Origin of the sequence: Salinimicrobium tongyeongense (assembly GCF_026109735.1) — a bacterium.
GTDB lineage: Bacteria > Bacteroidota > Bacteroidia > Flavobacteriales > Flavobacteriaceae > Salinimicrobium > Salinimicrobium tongyeongense.
In genome coordinates this window covers 2,437,470-2,459,743 of sequence record NZ_CP069620.1, presented here as the reverse complement: position 1 = coordinate 2,459,743, position 22,274 = coordinate 2,437,470, and the positions used below count along the sequence as shown (strand labels likewise).

Sequence of the window (22,274 nt, the reverse complement as noted above, 5' to 3'; positions counted from 1 at the left end):
GTTTAATTTTATATACAATTCCTGTGTAACCAATTTGATAAGTTCTTACCACCCCGTATTTTGTGTTAGGCCAAACTTTAATACTTCGCTATACGGGATTGGTCCGTAGATCATATAATCTGAATAAAGTCTGGGTTCAACATTAATGATCTGATGGTTTCCGTCCTCGATCCTGTCTCCTAATGCCATTTCTGAAAGGTCTTTATTCCATCTACGCAAATCCCAAAAACGGAAGCCTTCAAAACTTAATTCTAGTCTTCTTTCATTTCTGATTAGTTCTCTCATTGCATCTTTATCTCCTTTAACAGACTCCAAATAAAGGTCACCTCCATTTGCGCTTAATCCTGCCCGCTCACGAATTGCTCTAACCACATCATAAGCTGAATAGGCATTCCCGCCAGTTCCCATAGGACCCCAGGCTTCGTTGGCTGCCTCTGCATAATTCAGATAAATTTCGGTGTATCGAATTAGCGGATTAATGTGCCTTTGCTGGTTCACACTTTGAGGGTCAAGGTTTACATCTTCCCTTAGCAGTTTCCGAAGATAATAACCTGTACGGGTTGAGGACTCTACTATGTTCAAACCATCAATGGTTCCGCCATCAACTGCAGTAATGATTGTTTCATCAAAAGGCCCCATTTGGCTGCCATTTACAACGATGAACGCAGTAAGACGGGGATCCCGGTTAAGATATGGGTTTGCAGGATCATAACCACTATCGGGATGGTCAATTGGGTAACCATTTGCCATAGGAAATGCGTTGACCAGGTTCTGGGAAGGGTTTACCAGACCATCTCCAAAAAGTGAGGGTGGATAGAGTTGTTCTTCAAGAGTGCTACTTGGTCCTGGCATATTTGTTCTCCACAAAATCTCAGGGGGATTTAAACCGGCAGCAAGATTATCAATCACTCCTCCATCATTGTACCAGGTAAGACCGTCTGGGTCCAGACCTCCATCTCCCCCGTTCCTGTCTAATACATCTGCAGCATAATTAGCCGCATCTGCCCAAGTTGTGGAAGTACCTTGATTAAAGGCAGGGCTCGCTGCAAGTAAAGCCGCCCGTGAACGAATACCCAAAGCAACACGCTCTGTCATGCGTAGACGATTTGTTTTTCCTAACACGCGGTTATAGTCATTCACTACCGCTCCCATATTGGAGTATTTCGCAGGAATTTGATCCTGGCTACCAATGTCTTCGTAATCCAGAGGAAGCAATTCTATAGCCTTTTCTATATCACTATAAATTTGCTGTATACCTTCTTCAAAGGTAGCTCTTTGCAGGTTTGAAAAATCTGTAGAAGCATCTTGCGGCTCTAGCATAATAGGTACTCCCAGAAGCTGTCCCCCTGCCATTCCACCATGAGCCTGAAGCAGTCTATGCATAAAATAAGCGCGTAAACCGTATACCTCTCCTTTAGTACGATCTTCAAACATTTGGTTTACGGCTGGATTTTCAGCGTATGTTACGGTATCTGCCTTAGATAGCATTAAGTTCAAATATTGAATTGCTGCAAAGGAATTTTGCCACTGGTCTACAGGGTTAAAATTTTCAGCCCATTGCCCTGTGGCCATATTAGAATAATTATTATCCTCGTCACTACTTACAGCATCATCTGTAGCCATTTCACTAAATGACCATCCACCGGGCAGCCTGGTATAACCATTGTAGAGCAAACCAAGCGCAAAACTCGGCTCATCCTGAATATCGCTCAGATCCCGATTGTTTTCAATTGCTGGCTCAAGAAACTCCTTTTCACAAGAGGAGAGCACCAGCACAACCGAAACAAAAAACAGTATTTTCTTGTACATAATCTAATTTTTATAATTCATTAAAATAAGGCTTTCACACCAAGGTTGAAAAAGCGCGTTTGAGGAGCACCTCCTATGTTTAATTCCAGGATGTCTCTATTGGGAGCGATTGTTAAAAGGTTAGCACCATTCACATACACTCCAAATTCCTTAAGAAAATCACCACCAACTACACTTTCAGGGAAATTATAAGAAACCTGAACCCTGGCTAAATCAAAACGATTGGTACTGTACGTCCAAAAATCAGAATTCCTAAAGTTATTATTGCCTCCCGAGGTGGTTAGACGCGGGTAAGTGGCTGTATCCATAGTTTCTGGTGTCCAGCGGCCTCTAACCACTTCAGAATATTTATCCTGCCCATTTACCCAGAAATAGTCATTATTTTTCATACCTATAGCTCCGGAACGGCTCACACCCAGTGCAAAGAATGTGAAGTTGTTCCACTTTGCAGTTAGATTAACACCTAAGGTAAGTGGAGCACCAGACCAGCCGCCACGTCCCAGGTATACTTCATCTTGAGCGTTGATCACACCGTCTGCATTTTGATCCTTATATTTTATATCGCCAGGTTGAACTTCTCCAAATGCCGATTCTGGTGAATTGGCAATATCTTCTGTACTCTCAAAAAAACCATCACTTTCCAGACCCCAAATAGCATCCAGTGGTCTGCCCTGCCTGTTCTGGTATTCATCCTCATAAAACTCAGCTCTCCTTGATGCTTCGGTCGTGAAATAAGTCCCTACAAATCCTAAAGACCAGTCTACCTGTCCAATTTGTTTATTAAGGTTAAGGCCAAAGTCGAAACCTGAACGAAAGTCTTCGTTATAATTTACGTAAGGAATAAATGAAGAATTAGGCCAGCCTGTCTGGAAATAATTTGGATATAAGACTGAAAGTTGATCTACAAGACCGGTCATTTTGCTCATAAACACATTACCATTAAAGACAAGTAAGCTGTTGAAAAAGGAAGCATCCAGCCCCAGGCTTATTTCTTCCCGCTTTGGCAACTTCAGGTTGGGGTTTGCACCACGGCGTGAATCAGTACTCTGTGCGGGTGCAGAAAGATCTGCCCACCCATACCAGGCACCATCTGTTTGTGAATAGATAGCTTCATACAGATAGTAGTCAGAAATATCAAGATCTGTATGTAAAATACCTGCCGAAACAGACAATTTTAGATCATCCACAACAGAAGAAGACTTTAAAAACCCTTCCTCACTAATTCTCCAGCCTAAAGCAAGGGTTGGAGAAAAAGCAGTCCTGTGGGTTTCAGGAACCATAGTAGAATACACCATTGCGCCATTAAATTGGGCGTAGTATTTATTACTAAAATCATACCCCAAGTGTAAGCCAAGGTTTGCGTTATTCAGTCCCTGGTAAACCCCAGAGGAAGACCGCTGAAAACCTCCGGCAATTAACATAGCAGAGATATTATGCTCGCCTTTTACCTGGGTTTGATAGTTCAATTGTCCCGAAAACGCCAATGTTTGACGGTATGAACTGTTACTTACATTTAACTCCCCAGAACTGGCATCCTGCCCATACCGGGTTAGACCACTAATTAGGTCTACTCCCGCATAGTTATTCCAGCTCGGCTCAAATACTGCATATTCATTATTATAGGCCTGGCTATATGAAGTAGCGTAATCTATTCCAAACATGGAACTAAAGGTTAATCCTTCAAGAACATTTTGTAGGTCTGCATCCACACCGGCATTAAATTGAAATTGTCTGCTGGTGTATGTGTTGGACCCGCCGGCATATACATCTGCAATAGGATTTGTTTGATCGAGTTGAGTACCTCCTAACAGATACTTTCCATTAATTAGATTATCTGAACCCTCGACCAGGTTCCACGAAATTAAATCATTTTCCTCAAGAAAATTTATGGGAATAAGAGGTGTAAACCGGTTGGGCCTCATAGTAGCGGCACCTCCCCAATAGTCTGTATTAACGCCTACGTTACTGGTAAAAATAGCAGCTAAATCTACATTGGCAGATATGTAATCTGTAAGTTTCATATCCACATTCCCGCGAACATTGAAACGTTCATTTTTGTTGTTCTCTGCCTCTCCAAAATCAAGCAGGGAGCCTTCTCTCATAAAGCCCATATTAGTATAGTACCTGGCTTTTTCATTTCCACCGGCAATTTCGAGTGTACCATCATAAAGACTGTAGGCTTCCTGAAGGTAATCGGAAGAGTAAAAATCCACGTTAGGATAACGGTAAGGATTGTCGCCTACGGCGTGATGGTAAATTTCCTCTTCAGAATATAAAGCTTCCAAACCGTCATTTATCCTTGCTTCATTGTAAAGTGTCATATATTCTGCAGATCCTAAATACTTCGGAAAACTTTTTGGAGCATGAAGACCGGCATTTACTCTTACATTAATCGTTTGCTCTCCAATATGTCCTCCTTTGGTAGTGATAAGTATTGCGCCTTTAGCGGCCCTACTACCATATAATGCAACCGCAGAAATTCCTTTTAAGAAACTGATCTGATCTATAGCAGTAGGTTGTACACTATTTAAATCACGAGGTACACCATCCACAAGCACGAGGTACTCGTTCATTCCCCAGAGATTGCCGTGAAAACCGGGCACTAAGGCTTCCATATTATCCAGAGGGTAGGTGATATAATTCTTATCCAACAATTCAGGTAGGTTTATATACGATATTCCTCCCAGGAGGTCTTCATCGTTTTCTTTTCGATATGCCACCTGAACGAGTTGTTCAACCTCCAGCACTATTTCTTGCAGTCCCGGTGTGGCGGTAACGAATTTCACTTCGTTACCCAATGTACTAATAGATAGCTTGGCATTTGGAGAAACCTGCAGGGAAAAAATGCCCATACTATCTGTCTGGGTGGAAATATTATCCTGCTCACTTGTAACAATAGCCCCTTTAACCGGCAAGCCTTCTTGTGTTCGGATAAGGGTGGTTAGATCAAGTTTGGTGGCAGTTTGTGCGGGAAGTATCACAGGAAATAAAACCGTAATAGCGCACAAAACAATTTTTAGTGTTATATGTTTCATTAGTTGGTGTTTCGACGTTAAGATCATTTAATACTTAAAAGTTATGTCTTATTGATACCGCTACCATCCGGGGTTTTGGTAAAATTCAGGACAGATACTTACATCAGATACTTTTAAAGGCAACCAGTAATGCCTATCAGTGAAGTCACGTACAAGAATAACTTCTTCCTTAAGATTCACTACACGATTATTTCGCGGATTTTCATAATCAAAGGATGCAGGTCTATCAAATTCATGAGAAGTTTTAATGGTATATGGGTATTCAGTCAACAATAACCAACGTCTAAGATCATTAAAACGGTGTCTTTCAAAAGCCAACTCCACGGCACGTTCACGTCTCAATTCTGGTAGAAAATCTTGCGCAGAACCAGTAAATTTGGCATGAACAGGATCTACACCAGCCCTCTCGCGAATGGTGTTCACTGCTTCCAATGCTGTTTTGCCGAAATTTGAAGATTTACCATTTGGTGAGCCATACCCCATTAAAGCAGCTTCTGCGTACATAAGGTAAACATCGGCCAGGCGCATATATGGAACCATAAGGTGAAGAGCATAACCATAATCGTACTCCCTGTCATATTGATTTGCAGTAAGAGGAATAAATTTTTGGTTGACATAACCGGTTCGGCTTCCAAAATTCACATCTCGATAACTTCCTCCAGTATATAAATTTGCATAACGCACTGCATCTTCGTTTACTTCGGGTGGTAATGATCCTTCTACAACCTGCACCCCATCATACAGGATATCGTGATAAAATCGTGGATCACGTCCTTCCCAGGGATGGGCAGGATCATATCCAGATTCAGGATCGGCTTGAGTTATATCTTCTGGAAGAGGCATCCCGTTGGCCATACCATAAAAACTTACATAATTTGCCGTAGGTAAAAATTTGATATCACCTCCTCCTACTACAGAAGGCAGGTACTGCTTACTAATACCCCAGTTGGATCCATTCGCCTCAACATATGGAGATCTAAAAATCGCTTCCGTACCTCCAGGAATAGCCCAGTTTTGGCCGGTAGTATAAAAGTTCTGGCTATATTCATCAAAAGGAAGAAGTGAATACTGGGTTTCACCATTTTCAACCAGAGATAGTAATTCACCAAAGGCAGATGCCGCACGTTGACTATATTCAGTATTATAAGAACGGCTTCCGGTAGATTCATAATTCATCAAAGGACTGGCAGCCCAAAGTAAATCCTTACCTAAATAGCCCAATGCCATTATCTTATTGATACGCAGGCCATTTTTTCCCAAGGTACGTCTACCCACCACAGTATTATCCCAATTTATGGGTAAAAGGTCTGCAGCCCTTCTAAAATCAGCTGCAGCCAATTCTGCACTCTCATGGTAGCTAAGTCGTGGTTCACAAATTTGCTCATCCGAAGGTAAGACTTCCTGAATATAAGGAAGACCTCCAAAATACTGGATCAACTGAAAATGAAACCACGCTCTAAAGAACAATAGCTGACCTTCAATGAGATCCCTTTCTTCCTGAGTAGCATTTGTCATAAGATCAAGATTAGCCAAACCAATGTTTGCTTTCCTGATTCCATACCATGCAAGAGGCCATAACCCTTTGTTCATTCTACCCCCAGACACATTAGTGTTGGCACCATTTTTATCCATCCAGCCGGCACCCCAACCATCATGTTCTGCCTGCCAGCCCCAAAAGTTTCCATCTTCTATCTTCACCCCAAAGTGAAAGGTATTAGCTGCCGATTGTATTTCATCATCTCCCCAGTTAAAAGAAGTCGTCCAGTAACTGGTAGTGAAGTTTGGTATCCCCATATACAGCTCTTCCACAAATCCCTGAAAGTTCTGGAAGTTTTCAAAAGAAGCTTCTTCTGAAACAACCGATTCGGGTGTTCTCTCAAGGTAGTCCTCACAGGAAAACATAAAGAGTAATCCTAGAAGTAAGCTGCTCTTAGCAATAGTTTTTATATATATTTTCATAAAAAATGAATTTAAAATGTAACGTTGAATCCTATGTTAAACCTTTTTACAGTTGGATAAGCTCCCTGTGAAGCCCATCCTGTTCCGGCAAAATTCGATTCTCTATCATCAGGCATATCTGTCCATAATAAAAGGTTGTTACCATTCACATAAACGCGCAGATTTTGAAGCCCAAAGTCTTTTACCATATCATGTGTAAAACGATAGGCTATTTCGGCATTTTTGAGACGGAGATAAGAGCCATCGTAGAAATAACGATTCCCAATATTATAACCCGACACTACCGAATTCCAGCGTGGCATGGGTGTATCGGCATTAGGATTATCTTTAGACCAGTAAGTACCCTGTTCGTAAACCCGGTCAGATTGGCCTGCAAGACTGTTGAATACAACCTGTCGGGTAACATTATTAACTCCATAAAACTGAGTAAATATGCTGAAGCCTTTCCATTCTATACCTACATTAGTACTATAAGTATTCTGAGGTACCCCTGAATATCCAAATGGGGCGGAATCAAAACTGTCAATTATCCCATCTCCGTTGTAATCGAGAATTTGATAGTTCCCTGGTAATTTATTAAGGTTGTTCGTGTTGTGGGGGGTACTTCCATATAATTCATCCCAGGTATTATAGTACCCACTACTAATGTGCGTACGTGCCTGCCCCAAAGCGTATCCTGCATCTTTTTGATAATCGGCTAACAACTGCGGGTCATCCCGTTCCAACACTTCATCCTCTGCGTGAGTCATAGCAAAGTCTGCCCATACATTTAATCCATTATTAAAGGTATGGTTCACACCTAATGTAATCTCGTAACCTTGAGTTCTAACCTTTCCAAGGTTGGCTGCAGGGGCATCTGCCCCAAAGTATGAAGGAATTGCCCTGTCACCTGACATCAAGATATCTTCCCGGTCATCTCTAAAGACATCTACAGACCCATCAAAAAGCCCTTTAAACAAGCCAAAATCCATTCCCACGTTATACTTATATACTGTTTCCCAACGCACAAAAGGATTGCCCACCTGCTCCTGCACATACCACGCGTAAGGACTCAATTCCCCCGCCTCACCTACTAAACCAAGTTGAGAATTGCCTCCATACGCCCATTCATCCATAAACAAAAATCGAGCACCAATATTATCATCCCCAACTTCCCCGTAGGACGCACGCAGCTTTAGCATATCCAGGAAAGAAACAGATTGCATAAACTCTTCTTCAGTAACAGTCCATCCAACCCCTCCAGAGGAGAAGAATGCAAAACGGTATTCAGGTGCAAATTTCTCTGAGCCGTTATAGGCACCATTATACTCAAGCATGTATTTGCTTTTATAGTTATAGGTCGCCCTAAAAACCCAATCTTCCCTATATTCTGGAATACCATTCCCCCTGGCATCTTTCTGGCGGTTCATTAGCCCCATGAGATTGACATTATGATCTTCTGCAAAAGTTTTTGCATAATCAAGTTTCAACTGATAGAAGATTTTACGCCATGCTGCATCAACAGTCCCGCTTGCCGGAGACCACCTTGGCCCGGGATTGTAAAAATCAAGTCCGGTGGTAGAACTAATACCTTCAGCAAGGGTTACTTCACCAGTTTCAGGGTCAATCCATTTTTGCTGAGCATCGTTGTATAAGTCATTTACACCTCTATCGTTTTCGATAAAGGTATTATCGACAGCCAAAGTTCCATTAAATTTCAACCCTTTCAGCAACATACTCAGGTCCTGATCTAACACAAAAGTTGTAGAGATACGAGCCGTGGTTTCTTTCTCCACACCGCTAAGAGAAAGTATGCGCACAGAGTTAAGTCCTTTTTGAGCATTTGGAGCATAGTACCCATAATTCCCATCAGAATAACGAGGCATAAAGAGGGTTGGAATTCCATTATAAGCGGCATCCCAAAACGGATACTCATTACCTCCACCCCAAGGACTCTTACGAACACCATAAGTTCCTCCTAAGTCAGTTCGCAATGTAGTTGTAGAAGTAAGCTGAAAATCTAAATTACTTCGAAAGTTAAGTCGGTTATATTCATACCCAGGATCATACCCTCTACTGTTTTCGAAGTCCCTGAATAAATCGCCCTCATTCTGAAAATCAAGAGTTGCGAAGTATTTTACAAAGTCTGTACCTCCACGAATATTTACGTTGGCGTTGTATGACATTGCATAATCTTTAAACAAAACCTTTTGCCAGTCCACATCGGGATAGCGTTCACGCTCCGCAAGATTTGCCGGATTTCGATATTTATCCCTTATTTCTTCAGGAACTATTTGACCCCAACTGGCAGGGTTTGTTGAAAGCTCATACTCTATAGCCCTATTCCTTACACCTATCGCATCATAAGCATTATAAGTTCCAGGTAATTTTGAAACTACTTTCATCGTAGAATTAAAATTGGCAGTAATCTCTGCCTTTCCTGAAAGTCCTCTTTTTGTAGTAACAATAATAACCCCATTAGCTCCTCTGGAACCAAATACCGCTGTAGCCGATGCATCTTTTAGGACCGACATAGATGCTATCGAGCTAATTGACATATTATTAAAGAATTCAGGGCGCTCCACTCCATCTACAAGAATTAAGGGGGAGGTGCCATTCCAGCTATTCTGCCCCCTAATGACAATTTGCGGTGCTTCCCCTCCTGGCAATCCTGTACTGGCCGATGTTATGAGCCCAGGCAAGGCACCGGTTAGTGCAGAACCCACGTCAGACACCCCTCCGGTACGTTCCAAAACTTCACCTGTAGTCTGAGTTACAGCCCCCACTACAGTTTCTTTTCTTTGTGTACCGTAACCCACAATTACAACTTCTTCCAGCGCATCTTGATCTGGCTCAAGCATCACATTAACGACAGATTGCCCTGCCACTGATTTTTCTACAGTTCCAAACCCTATATAACTAAAAACAAGAACAGCGTCTGCAGAAGATACCTCAATAGAATAATTCCCCTCAAAGTCTGTAGCAGTACCTCTTTCAGGAAATCCTTTTTCAAAAACATTAGCTCCAGGAAGACCAAAACCATCTATAGACGAGGTTACCGTTCCTGTTACAATATTCTGCTGCTGAACCTGATTCTCCAGTTCAACACCAAAACTATCGGCTCCATTGGCCGCGAATAGGGAGCCAGAAAAGAAAAATTTTAATAATACCCCCAAGAAAATATATCTTATCAGATATGAAAATTTAAATAGATGTAAAGTCATATTGGCAAAGTGTTAATTTATGTTTTAATATGAGTCTTTAGAAGCTTCTGCTACAAAACAAGGGCGCGAAAACGATTGAATTATAGTTTAGAATTAACCTCGATTTATTAGTGTGAATTTTACACTTAGTAAAAGTCATAAAGATTTTTAGATTTTCCAAATTTATTTTCACACAATTTTAACTACCTTTAAATTACTAGTACATGAAGATTTAGAGTGATGATTATATTATTAAAATGTAAATATGATAGAGTATGTTAAATAAGTTTTTTAATATTGCTTCTTAAATACAAACTATGATTCACGATTACAGTTTTGAAGATAAAGTCTTGCTGGCTGTAGATTGTATAATTTTTGGTTTTGATGAAGAAGATTTACAAATCCTTCTGATCAAGAGAGATTTTGAACCTGAAAAAGGTAAATGGTCCCTTATGGGAGGATTTTTGAAAAAAGACGAAGATCTCGACCAGGCTGCTAACAGAATCCTTCATCATCTTACCGGAATTAATAATGTCTATATGGAGCAGCTTTACAATTTTAGTAAAGTAAATCGTGATCCTGCAGAAAGAACATTGTCCGTCGCTTACTATGCACTCATCAATATTGCCGAGCACAGACAAGAATTAACAGAAAAGTATTCCGCAAAATGGTTTAAAATATCTGACTATCCCAGTTTGATTTTTGACCATGATCAAATGGTTCAAAAAGCCATTGCCAGGCTTCGTTACAGAACCTCAACAAACCCTATTGGTTTTGAATTGCTTCCTGAAAAATTTACTATGCGTCAACTACAGAAATTGTACGAGACAATCTTAAATGAAAAATTAGATAAAAGAAATTTTATCAATAAAATCAAATCTTTGGATATTCTGGTGAAATTAAAAGAAAAAGATATGGTTTCTTCACGAAAAGGTTCATTCCTATATAAGTTTGATGCAAAAAAATACAATGCAAAAGTAGAAGAAGGTTTTTCCTTCAAATTATAGTATACCCTATATTTTTCCTTGTTACAATTACTTATTATAACAAGGCAAGAGTTCTTAGCTTAGGAGCCGTATCTCCGGGCTTCACTTTTGAAACCAAATTTCTCTCATTCCATACATCCTGCCAGTCTGTTTTAGTAGCCGGAATTTTATATCCTTTTTAATTTACAGGGCCTTATTAAAGCAGCCATAAATCTATAATTCTGAATATTTTACGAACGTGAAATTAAATGTGTTATATTTACACTTCACGTTGTGTATTTATGTAATTTATATTGTCAGGATGAATAGAATCAAAATTTTGTTAGTGCTACTACTAGTATTTGGAAGGTTTATTAATGTTTATAGCCAGGAATTAAAGCTCAACGAGCTCGAATACTTTGAAACACAGGGAGTGAATATATTAGTGTACAATAATTTATTCACAGGAGGTTTCAACGATGAAAAAACTGCAGGCATAGAATTGATTCATCACGGGGTAAGAACGGCTCAGGGTGGTGCTGTAAGATTATCAAATACTCCTGAACAGTGGGATCTGGTTCCGGCAATACCCACCCGAAAGCTAAATCGTGAATCCCAAAGTGTGGAGTCTGTATTGCGCTATGAAGATTACAATTTTGAATCGAGAGTAGTTGTTTCTGCTAAAGGAAAAGGAGTGGAGATCTCTGTATATCTCGATAAGCCTGTTCCCGAAGAACTTGAAGGAAAAGCCGGTTTCAACCTTGAATTCCTTCCTTCTCAGTATTGGTCCAAAACTTACTTAATGGATGGACGAATCAATCGATTTCCCAGATATGTAGTAGGTAACAGCACTACAACACCTCATAGTGAAAAGCTGAAACAATTTAAAGGTTATAAAACTTACGATGATAGAGGAACGGGGGAATATATTGAGCCATTGCCTCTAGAAACAGGGCGCACCCTTCTAATAGCACCCGAAGAACCTTCACGTATGGTGAAAATCCAATCGCATAATGCCGATTTAATGCTTTTTGACGGGCGTGTGCTTGCTCAAAACGGATGGTTTGTAGTGCGAAGCCTTCTTCCTGAAGGAAAAACAGGAAAAGTTTTAACCTGGACTGTTGAACCAAATGCAGTTGAAGACTGGGTAAGAGAACCTAACATAGGATTTTCTCAGGTAGGATATCTTCCTGCGCAAGAGAAGGTCGCTGTGATAGAGCTCGACAAGAAAGACGAACCTCTTGAAAAAGCTTCCATATATAAAATAGGAGAAGACGGTAAGGCTACTGAAGTATTTAGCGGCAAAATAGAATCCTGGGGTGATTATTATAAATACCACTACGTCAAATTTGACTTTTCAAAGGTTGATTCTCCCGGAATATATTATATACAATACGGCAATTTCAAAACCAACAATTTTATCATAAACAATAGCGTCTATGATAAAATCACTGATGCCACTAGCGATATATGGATTCCGATTCATATGAACCACATGTTTGTAAAGGAGGGCTATAGGGTTTGGCATGGAGAACCATTTAAAGACGGTTACCTACAAGCACCCCCAAATACCGATCATTTTGACCTTCATGATCAGGGACCTACCACAGATACAAAATACGAAGGACTGGAATTAATCCCCGGATTAAATGTAGGTGGCTTTTTTGACGCTGGTGATTTTGATATTGAGACACATTCAAACATTAGTGTAGTGGAGAATTTTGTACAGACCTGGGAATACTTTAAACCCTTACGCGATCAGACTTTTGTTGATCAGGAAGCGCGGCATGTTGTTCTGCATCGCCCTGATGGCACTCCTGATATTCTACAGTTTATAGAACATGGAACTTTGAACCTGGTCGCCCAGGCTGAGATCATTGGCCATATGGCACAAACACTTTCTAATTCTGTACTCTATAATTACCACCACCTGGGTGACGCAGCTTCTCTAACCGATGGACTTCCCTATAATGCTGATCTTGGCCCGTACGAAGTAGCTGCTGACGGCCAATCGAGCGGAGTTAAAGATGACATGTGGGCCTTTACCAGCCGTAACCCCAGTCTGGACCTTAGAGCTGCAACTATGTTTGCTGCAGCAAGCCGGGCGCTTAAAGGATATAATGACGATCTTTCTGAAAGAGCACTTTTCCAATCCAAAAGACTTTTAAAAGAGGCAACAGATTTACTGGCTAAACAGCCACAGGATAGCACAAGTAGAGAATGGGCATCTGTAGCAGATATCTCCACAAACCTCCAACTCTACATCTCTACAGGTGAAAAACAGTATGTCGAAAGATTTGAAGAACTTTTATGGCCTGCCCTTGATCGTAACGTGAGTTTTGTAATATTAACCGCCCTACATGGAATACCGCATATGGATGCATCCTACAAAGAAAAGCTGCGCCCCTATGTGGTGAAATATAAAGACTACATCAACGAGCTCGAAAACAGTAACCCTTATGGAGTACCTATTGGCCTCGGCAATTGGGCAGGAAGTGGCATTATCGTAAACTTTGGCACCACAATTAGCTTTGCCAATAAACATTTCCCCGATATTATTGACTCAAGTCATGCTTTCAAAACTACCGACTGGCTGTTTGGAAAGCATCCCTATCACAATTATTCACTGGTGGCAACGCTTGGCGCAGCCCGCCCAAAAGAAGTCTTCTACGGAAATAACCGGGCCGATTTTTCATTTATTCCCGGTAATGTTGCTCCCGGAATATTATTCAGAAAACCCGACCATTTTGAAAATTACGACGACTGGCCATTTCTATGGGGACAAAATGAGGGAACCATTGGCGGAAACACCAGTTACTTGATTTTTGGATCTGCTTTTAAAAACATGATTCTATCAAAAAAATAAAGTAAATACCTAATCTGGTAATTTTCAGAATAAAACTTAAATTTAGATCTGCCCACATCTCCTGGAAATGGCAGGAGTGTGGGCAACTATTCGAAATCAACCTAATTTAATCTCTATACTATTGAATTTTCAGCCATTCCCTTATTCTGATTTTATTTCTCCATCGCCGTAGATGTTATTCCACAAAAACCTCGAGCAGCTCTGCGTCTTCTGAAGTTATTTGCACCTCATTATTTTCAGCCGGAATAAGCAGGGTTTGCCCCTGAACTATTTTTTCTGAATTATCATCCACACTTACTTCAGCTTCGCCACTTACACACATGTAAATCACAAATGAATCGAGCTGAGAATAATCTTTTGCCACTCTCCCCTTCACCGGAAGAAAATTGGTAGTAAAGTATTCACAACTTGCAATGTTGGTCGATTGATTTTCAACCCGCTCATAACCTCTTTTAAAATCATCTTTTCTCTCAAAATCTATTGCATCAAGTGCAAGATCGGTGTGCAGTTCTCGGGAATTCCCTTCGGCATCTACCCTGTCCCAGTCATAAATCCTGTAGGTTATATCCGAAGTTTGCTGAATTTCAGCCAGAAGTACCCCCGCACCAATGGCGTGAACCTTCCCGGTGTTGATAAAAAATGAATCGCCTTTTTGCACTTTTTCAAAGTTCAGCAATTCTGTGATCTTACCAGAGCTAAGATGCTCCAGATATTCTTCTTTGGAAATGCTCTTTTTGAAGCCCACGTTGATCTCTGCACCTTCATCGGCCTGCATAATGTACCACATTTCAGTTTTTCCGAAGGAATCATGGCGTTTTTTGGCGATATCGTCATGCGGATGAAGTTGCACCGAAAGCTCTGTCTTGGCATCAATAAACTTGATCAACAGGGGAAATTCAGCTCCAAACTTCTTAAAGTTTTTCTTGCCTAAAAGTCCATCTTTATACTTCTCTAAAAGGGCATTTAGCGTCTGCCCTTTTAGAGCACCATTTTGCACTACAGAAATATCACCTTTCACACCCGAAATTTCCCAGCTTTCACCAAGATCTTCCCTGCTGCTGTTTTTATTTAATATGTTCTTTAACTTGTTTCCACCCCAGATCTTTTCTTTCAGGATGGGTTCGAATTTTATAGGGTAATTAAGCATTTGTGTTTCTTTTGTTCCTACAAAGATAAAAATTCCACCGGCAGCTTATTCTTCAGCAAAGACAAAAGAAGCCTTTAATTTTTCACGGAAATCCCCCCCTGAATATAAGGAGCGAAAAAGAACAGCGAAAATGGCATTTTTGAGACCCGATACAACCCTTACCTCCTGGGGACTATGGAATTGACCAGTGCAGAAGCCGCATTGCTCATCGATTTTGCCCTGGAGAAAAAACAACTACCAGCCTTGCTGGAAGAAAAAAATGATGCTGCTATAAAACTTTTTCTTCACGATTTTTGGTTTCACTTGAGCAAACGAATGGAATGATCTAATTAGCATTACACAACAACTATTAAAATTGCTGTTAAACATGGCTAATAGCGGCTCTTTTATTGCATTTTTCTAATAAATTTAAGACCCGTGATTAACTACCTGAATAATTTTCTTTCATTTGCTATGCGTGCATAATAAAATTTTCTTAACTTTGAAATTGTATGAAAGAAAAAACCATTGATTACGTCCTTCGCGCGACCTGGATTGCTATTGCCAAAATGTACAATGAAGAGGCCGGAAAAGAAGGAAGTACAATGGCTACAGGCTTTGCTCTTTTGAGTATAGATCCCGAGGAGGGCACCCCTTCTACCTCCCTGGGCCCAAAAATGGGAATGGAAGCCACCAGTTTATCGCGAACCCTTAGAACCATGGAGGACAAAGGTCTCATAAAGCGGAAGAAAAATCCGGTAGACGGGCGTAGTGTATTAATTTACCTCACCGATTTTGGAAAAGAGATGCGCGATTATTCTAAGAAAGTGGTACTTACTTTTGACCAGGCGGTAAGAAATGAAATCCCTCAAGAAGATCTCGATAAGTTTATTGAGGTAGCTTCAAAAATCATGGATCTTATTGCCACGCGTAAAATTTACAATGAATCATAAAAAATCGTTCAGGCGATTATCAAAATAAATAACAACATGAAAAGACGAATCAACAAAGTTGCAGTTATAGGTTCGGGGATAATGGGAAGTGGTATTGCCTGCCATTTCGCCAACATTGGCGTAGAGGTGCTACTACTGGATATTGTTCCCCGGGAACTGACCGAAAAAGAAAAAAAACAGGGTCTTAGCCTGGAAGACAAACAGGTGAGGAACCGTATTGTAAACACGGCGCTGCAGGATGCTTTAAAATCCAAGCCCTCTCCTATTTATCATAAAGACTTTGCCAATCGTATTAAAACCGGAAACCTGGAAGATGATATCTCAAAAGTATCTGAAGTTGACTGGATCATGGAGGTTGTTGTGGAGCGCCTGGATATTAAAAAGCAGGTTTTTGACAATCTTGAAAAACACCGCAAACCGGGAACATTGATCACCTCCAATACTTCAGGGATACCTATTCAACAAATGAATGAGGGCCGAAGTGAAGATTTTCAGAAACACTTCTGCGGAACCCACTTCTTTAATCCGCCGCGATATTTGAGACTGTTTGAAATTATTCCGGGGCCAGACACTTCCGAAGAAGTACTGGAATTCCTTAATGAATACGGTGAGAAATTCCTTGGTAAAACTTCTGTAGTCGCAAAAGACACTCCGGCCTTTATTGGTAACAGGATTGGCACTTACAGTATCATGAGCCTTTTCCATATGGTGAAAGAGCTAGACCTTACTATTGAAGAAGTTGACAAACTTACAGGTCCAGTTATAGGAAGGCAAAAATCTGCCACTTTTAGAACTGTAGATCTTGTGGGGCTTGACACCCTAAAGCATGTTGCTGAAGGCCTTCACAAAGGAGTGCCTACAGATGAAGAACACGACCTCTTTGCCATGCCCGATTATATTAACACCATGGTCGAGAATGAATGGTTTGGAAGCAAAAGCGGACAGGGTTTCTACAAAAAAATTAAAAAAGACGATGGTTCAAGTGAAATCCAGTCACTTGACCTTAATACTCTTGAGTACCGGGCGCAAAAAAAGGCAAATTTTGCTACTCTTGAATTAACGAAAACGATTGATAAGGTATCGGAAAGGTTTAAAGTACTTGTTGACGGTAAAGATAAGGCCGGGGACTTCTACCGAAAGAATTTCGCTGCTATTTTCGCCTATGCCTCCAAGAGAATTCCTGAAATTACCGATGAACTCTACAAAATAGATGACGCCATGAAAGCCGGATATGGCTGGGAACATGGGCCGTTTGAGATTTGGGACGCCATTGGTGTTGAAAAAGGTATCGAGATCATGAAAGCTGAAGGTAAAGAGCCTGCAGCCTGGGTGAACGAAATGCTTGAAAAAGAAAATAAAGGCTTCTATACCGTTAAAGACGGCAATACCTGGTATTACGATATTCCGGCTAAGGAATACAAAAAGATTCCGGGGCAGGATGCATTTATCATTCTGGATAACATCAGGGAGTCTAAAAAAGTCTTTAGCAACAGCGGGGTTGTGGTAGAAGACCTGGGTGACGGTATTTTGAATGTGGAATTCCGAAGTAAGATGAATTCTATTGGCGGAGATGTTCTTGACGGACTCAATAAAGCCATTGATCTTGCTGAAAAAGAATACCAGGGACTGGTAGTTGCCAACACCGGAAAAAACTTCTCGGTAGGCGCCAACATAGGAATGATCTTTATGATGGCTGTTGAGCAGGAATATGATGAGCTCAATATGGCTATAAAATATTTCCAGGACACCATGATGAGAATGCGCTACTCCTCTATTCCAACAGTTGCAGCACCACACGCTATGACTTTGGGTGGTGGATGTGAACTTTCATTACACGCAGATAAAGTTGTCGCTGCAGCCGAGACTTACATAGGACTTGTAGAATTTGGAGTTGGGGTAATTCCCGGCGGTGGAGGCTCCAAGGAAATGACCCTGCGTGCTGCCGATACCTTCCAGAAAGATGATGTGGAGTTGAACCGACTTCGCGAACATTTCCTTACCATAGGAATGGCAAAAGTTTCCACTTCAGCTTACGAGGCCTACGACCTGAATATTCTTCAGAAAGGAAAAGATATCGTAGTGGTAAATCCCGATCGCCAGCTGGCAATTGCTAAAAAACACGCGCTGCTCATGGCTGAAAACGGCTACACCAAACCTGTGAAGAGAACTGATATTAAAGTACTGGGAAAACAAGCTCTTGGTGCTTTTTATGTAGGGACAGATCAAATGTTCGCCGGTAAATACATAAGCGAACATGACAAAAAGATCGCCAACAAACTCGCCTATGTGATGGCCGGGGGCGATTTATCTGAAAACTCTTACGTGAGCGAACAATACCTGCTCGATTTGGAAAGAGAAGCATTCCTTTCCTTAACAGGAGAAAGAAAAACCCTGGAAAGGTTGCAGCACATGTTGCAGAAGGGGAAACCATTGAGAAACTAATCGTATAGTGTATAATGTAGATTGTATACTGTAAAACTGTTGTGATTATGAATTACTTTAAGGAGTTAAAGGTTTGGCACAAAGCAATTTACCTTGTTACGGAAACCTACCTAAAAAGTGCTGCTTTTCCAAAAGAGGAATTATATGGTCTTACTTCACAAATAAGAAGATCTGCAGTCTCCATTCCTTCTAACATTGCTGAAGGTTGTGGGCGCAAAACCAATAAGGACTTTGCCAATTTTCTCGGACTGGCCTTAGGATCTGCATTTGAATTTGAAACTCAATTGATTATTTGCAGAAATCTTAATTTCATCCAGGAGCAGGATTTTGAATACTTCGAAAAAGAAGTTCATCATATTCAGAACATGATTATTAAACTGCAATCTACATTGTAACTACTACAAAAAGGCATTATACATTATACAAAATACAATATACAATGAATAGAACAGCTTACATCGTAAAAGGATACCGAACTGCAGTGGGAAAAGCACCACGGGGGGTATTCCGATTTAAAAGGCCAGATGAGTTAGCGGCAGAAACTATCCAGTTTATGATGGATAAGCTGCCAGAATTTGATAAAAAACGCATCGATGACGTGATAGTGGGAAATGCCATGCCCGAAGCCGAACAGGGACTTAACGTTGGTAGGTTTATCTCTCTTATGGGGTTGAACACTGAAGACGTGCCGGGAATGACCGTAAACCGCTATTGCGCCTCAGGCCTTGAAACCATTGCCATAGCCACTGCCAAAATCCAAAGTGGGATGGCCAACTGCATCATTGCCGGGGGAGCCGAAAGCATGAGCTATATCCCTATGGGAGGGTATAAACCTGTACCAGATTACAAACTGGCAAAAGCCGGAAAAGAAGATTACTACTGGGGAATGGGATTAACTGCGGAAGCAGTTGCTCAAAAATACAAGGTTTCAAGGGAAGACCAGGATGAATTTGCATTCAACTCTCATCAAAAGTCTCTAAAAGCCCAAAAAGAAGACCGCTTTCAGGACCAGATCGTGCCTATTACAGTAGATCAAACTTATGTTGATGAAAACGGCAAAAAACAAACCCGATCTTATACCGTAAACAAAGATGAAGGACCACGAGCCGATACTTCCCGGGAAGTTTTAGGCAAGCTGCGCCCGGTCTTTTCCGAAGGCGGAAGCGTTACAGCCGGTAATTCTTCCCAAATGAGTGATGGTGCCGCTTTTGTCATGGTAATGAGTGAAGAAATGGTGAAGGAACTTAACCTTGAACCTGTCGCCCGACTGGTGAGCTACGCCGCAGTAGGTGTTGAACCCAGAATTATGGGGATAGGACCAGTACACGCTATTCCAAAAGCCGCAAAACAGGCAGGAATTCAGCTGAATGACCTGGAGTTGATCGAGCTTAATGAAGCCTTTGCATCTCAGTCTTTAGCAGTAATTCGTGAACTCGGACTGGATATGGACCGCATGAACCCTAATGGGGGAGCTATTTCTATGGGCCACCCGCTGGGTTGTACTGGGGCCAAGCTTTCGGTACAGCTGTTTGATGAAATGCGCAAACGTGACCTTAAAAACAAATACGGAATGGTAACCATGTGCGTAGGTACAGGACAGGGAGCCGCGGGAGTCTTTGAGTTTCTTTCTTAAAAAGAAACAAGAGGCAAGAGGCAAGAGGCAAGAGAAATATGAGCAGGCACAATTTTAAAAGGATGAAGATTTGGCAAGAGGGAATGAACCTGGTCCAGATTACATATAAAATGGTGAAAACATTTCCCGACATAGAAAAATATAACCTTGTTACTCAACTTATAAGATGTGCAGTTTCAATTCCTTCTAACATTGCAGAAGGAACAAGTAAAAAAACAGATAAACATTTTTCTCAATTTTTGGACAGTAGTTTGGGTTCTGCTTTTGAATGGGAAACGCAGTTAATAGTTGCTTATAACGAGAAGTATATTAATGAGCATCAATTTCGACAACTGGAAACAAAAGTACAGGAACTTCAAAAAATGATCTCCGGTTTTATTGATGGTCTGGATAAAAAGTCCTGACTCTTGATTCTTGGTTCTTGACTCAATACATAAATTTTTAATAATAATATTATAGTAAAATGAGCACACAAACAGATAGCAACAAAAAAGACCTTCTTCGAGGGGGGCAGTTCCTGGTAAAGGAAACCAGTGCAGAAAGTGTTTTCACGCCCGAAGATTTTTCTGATGAGCAGAAAATGATGCGCGAGAGCGTACAGGAATTCGTGAATCGTGAAGTAATGCCCAAAAGGGAAGAATTTGAAAAGAAAAATTACGAGCTCACAAAAGAGCTGATGGAAAAGGCCGGCGAAATGGGCTTTTTGGGAGTTTCGGTGCCTGAAGAATACGACGGTCTGGGTATGGGATTTGTCACTACCATGCTGGTAGTTGATTATATTTCGGGAGCTACGGGATCTTTTTCCACTGCTTTTGGGGCCCACTCAGGAATTGGGACACTGCCCATTACCCTCTACGGAAACGAAGAACAAAAGAAAAAATACCTTCCGAAGCTCGCTACAGGAGAATGGTTTGGCGCCTATGCTTTGACAGAACCGGGAGCTGGTAGTGATGCCAATTCGGGAAAAACAAAAGCCGTTCTTTCTGAAGACGGAAAATACTACAGCATCACAGGTCAGAAAATGTGGATCTCCAACGCAGGGTTCTGTGACATGATGATCGTTTTTGCCCGTATCGAAGACGACAAGAACATCACCGGATTCATTGTAGAATACGACCGTGAGAACCCTAACGGCATCTCTCTTGGGGAAGAGGAAAAGAAACTCGGGATCCACTCCTCCTCTACCCGCCAGGTATTCTTCAATGAGACCAAGGTGCCGGTAGAAAACATGCTTTCAGAAAGAGGAAACGGGTTCAAAATTGCCATGAACGCCCTTAACGTGGGCCGTATTAAACTTGCAGGAGCCTGTCTTGACGCCCAGAGAAGGTCTATAGACGCAGCTGTAAAATATGCTAACGACAGGGTGCAGTTCAAAACTCCTATCTCCCAGTTTGGTGCCATACAGTCTAAACTTGCAGAGATGGCAACTTCAGCCTACGCAGGAGAGTCGGCTTCATATCGTGCTGCAAAAGATATTGAAGACAGGATTTCTATACGTCAGGCCGAAGGTAATTCCCACCAGGAAGCCGAATTAAAAGGCGTGGAAGAATATGCCATTGAATGTTCTATTTTGAAGGTTGCAGCTTCCGAAGATCTTCAGAATTGTACAGATGAAGGTATACAGATCTTTGGAGGAATGGGCTTCTCTGCCGATGCACCTATGGAATCTGCATGGAGGGATGCCCGTATCACCAGGATCTACGAAGGAACTAACGAGATCAACCGTATGCTTTGCGTAGGGATGCTTGTTAAAAAAGCCATGAAAGGCCATGTAGACCTGCTGGGCCCTGCTACCAAAGTGGGGGAAGAACTTACAGGGATCCCATCTTTTGACAAACCCGATTTTTCTGAACTTTTTGCTGAAGAAAAAGAAATGGTCAAAAAGCTGAAAAAAGTATTCCTGATGGTTGCCGGTAGTGCAGTTCAAAAATTTGGGCCACAGCTTGAAGACCACCAGCAATTGCTTTTAGCTTCTGCAGATATCCTTATAGAGATATATATGGCAGAATCTACCATTTTACGAACAGAGAAAAACGTGAAGCGTTTTGGTGCCGATACTCAAAAAGAGCAAATTGCAATGGCAAAATTGTACCTTTACCACGCTGTTGACATTATTACTCAAAAAGCCAAGGAAGGAATCGTTTCTTTTGCCGAAGGTGATGAACAAAGAATGATGTTGATGGGGCTTAAGAGGTTTACAAAGTATGAAAACCAGCCAAACGTGGTAGAGTTGCGCAAGACTATTGCAGAAAAAGTAATTTCAGAAAACAAGTATCCTTTCTAACTTAAAATTTGCATCAATTA

14 protein-coding genes are annotated in these 22,274 nt (G+C 41.2%); 9 read left to right on the top strand and 5 right to left on the bottom strand.

Features of this window, described 5'->3' with window-relative positions:
* Window positions 1-45: 45 nt before the first annotated feature.
* From JRG66_RS10945 to JRG66_RS10930, 4 genes are read right to left on the bottom strand one after another with little or no spacing between them, the layout of a single operon-like run.
* Window positions 46-1,809, bottom strand: coding sequence for a RagB/SusD family nutrient uptake outer membrane protein (locus JRG66_RS10945; protein WP_265162807.1), 1,764 nt, complete (start codon window positions 1,807-1,809; stop codon window positions 46-48).
* A 20-nt stretch (window positions 1,810-1,829) separates the two neighbouring features.
* Complete coding sequence (locus JRG66_RS10940; RefSeq protein ID WP_265162806.1) at window positions 1,830-4,844, bottom strand: SusC/RagA family TonB-linked outer membrane protein; 3,015 nt, start codon at window positions 4,842-4,844, stop codon at window positions 1,830-1,832.
* Window positions 4,845-4,904: 60 nt separating this feature from the next.
* Window positions 4,905-6,803, bottom strand: a complete 1,899-nt coding sequence (locus tag JRG66_RS10935; protein ID WP_265162805.1) for a RagB/SusD family nutrient uptake outer membrane protein — start codon at window positions 6,801-6,803, stop codon at window positions 4,905-4,907.
* 11 nt (window positions 6,804-6,814) lie between these two features.
* Window positions 6,815-9,958: a SusC/RagA family TonB-linked outer membrane protein gene (locus JRG66_RS10930; RefSeq protein ID WP_265162804.1), complete on the bottom strand. Its 3,144-nt coding sequence runs from the start codon at window positions 9,956-9,958 to the stop codon at window positions 6,815-6,817.
* Window positions 9,959-10,302: 344 nt separating this feature from the next.
* On the opposite strand from JRG66_RS10930, the gene JRG66_RS10925 reads away from it, so the two are divergent.
* Window positions 10,303-10,992: an NUDIX hydrolase gene (locus JRG66_RS10925; RefSeq protein WP_265162803.1), complete on the top strand. Its 690-nt coding sequence runs from the start codon at window positions 10,303-10,305 to the stop codon at window positions 10,990-10,992.
* A gap of 304 nt (window positions 10,993-11,296) precedes the next feature.
* Window positions 11,297-13,816, top strand: a complete 2,520-nt coding sequence (locus JRG66_RS10920) for a cellulase N-terminal Ig-like domain-containing protein (RefSeq protein WP_265162802.1) — start codon at window positions 11,297-11,299, stop codon at window positions 13,814-13,816.
* A gap of 175 nt (window positions 13,817-13,991) precedes the next feature.
* On the opposite strand, the gene JRG66_RS10915 is transcribed toward JRG66_RS10920, so the two are convergent.
* The gene (locus JRG66_RS10915; RefSeq protein WP_265162801.1) at window positions 13,992-14,963 is read right to left on the bottom strand and encodes a type I phosphomannose isomerase catalytic subunit; all 972 of its coding nucleotides are present in this window, start codon (window positions 14,961-14,963) and stop codon (window positions 13,992-13,994) included.
* A 174-nt stretch (window positions 14,964-15,137) separates the two neighbouring features.
* On the opposite strand from JRG66_RS10915, the gene JRG66_RS10910 reads away from it, so the two are divergent.
* The 7 genes from JRG66_RS10910 to JRG66_RS10880 all read left to right on the top strand — a co-directional run bounded on the left by JRG66_RS10910 (window position 15,138) and on the right by JRG66_RS10880 (window position 22,254).
* Window positions 15,138-15,287, top strand: coding sequence for a hypothetical protein (locus tag JRG66_RS10910; protein WP_265162800.1), 150 nt, complete (start codon window positions 15,138-15,140; stop codon window positions 15,285-15,287).
* 167 nt (window positions 15,288-15,454) lie between these two features.
* Window positions 15,455-15,895, top strand: coding sequence for a MarR family winged helix-turn-helix transcriptional regulator (locus JRG66_RS10905; RefSeq protein WP_265162799.1), 441 nt, complete (start codon window positions 15,455-15,457; stop codon window positions 15,893-15,895).
* 36 nt (window positions 15,896-15,931) lie between these two features.
* Window positions 15,932-18,337 carry a 3-hydroxyacyl-CoA dehydrogenase/enoyl-CoA hydratase family protein gene (locus JRG66_RS10900; protein ID WP_265162798.1) on the top strand — a complete coding sequence of 802 codons (2,406 nt, stop codon included), beginning with the start codon at window positions 15,932-15,934 and terminating at the stop codon, window positions 18,335-18,337.
* A 47-nt stretch (window positions 18,338-18,384) separates the two neighbouring features.
* Complete coding sequence (locus tag JRG66_RS10895) at window positions 18,385-18,732, top strand: four helix bundle protein (protein WP_265162797.1); 348 nt, start codon at window positions 18,385-18,387, stop codon at window positions 18,730-18,732.
* A 44-nt stretch (window positions 18,733-18,776) separates the two neighbouring features.
* A complete protein-coding gene (locus JRG66_RS10890) occupies window positions 18,777-19,970 on the top strand; it encodes an acetyl-CoA C-acyltransferase (RefSeq protein ID WP_265162796.1) in 1,194 nt (397 codons plus the stop codon).
* A gap of 62 nt (window positions 19,971-20,032) precedes the next feature.
* Window positions 20,033-20,374 (top strand): four helix bundle protein, encoded by a 342-nt coding sequence (locus tag JRG66_RS10885; protein ID WP_265162795.1) that lies wholly within the window; start codon window positions 20,033-20,035, stop codon window positions 20,372-20,374.
* Between the two features lie 59 nt (window positions 20,375-20,433).
* Window positions 20,434-22,254 carry an acyl-CoA dehydrogenase FadE gene (locus JRG66_RS10880; RefSeq protein ID WP_265162794.1) on the top strand — a complete coding sequence of 607 codons (1,821 nt, stop codon included), beginning with the start codon at window positions 20,434-20,436 and terminating at the stop codon, window positions 22,252-22,254.
* Window positions 22,255-22,274: the final 20 nt, after the last annotated feature.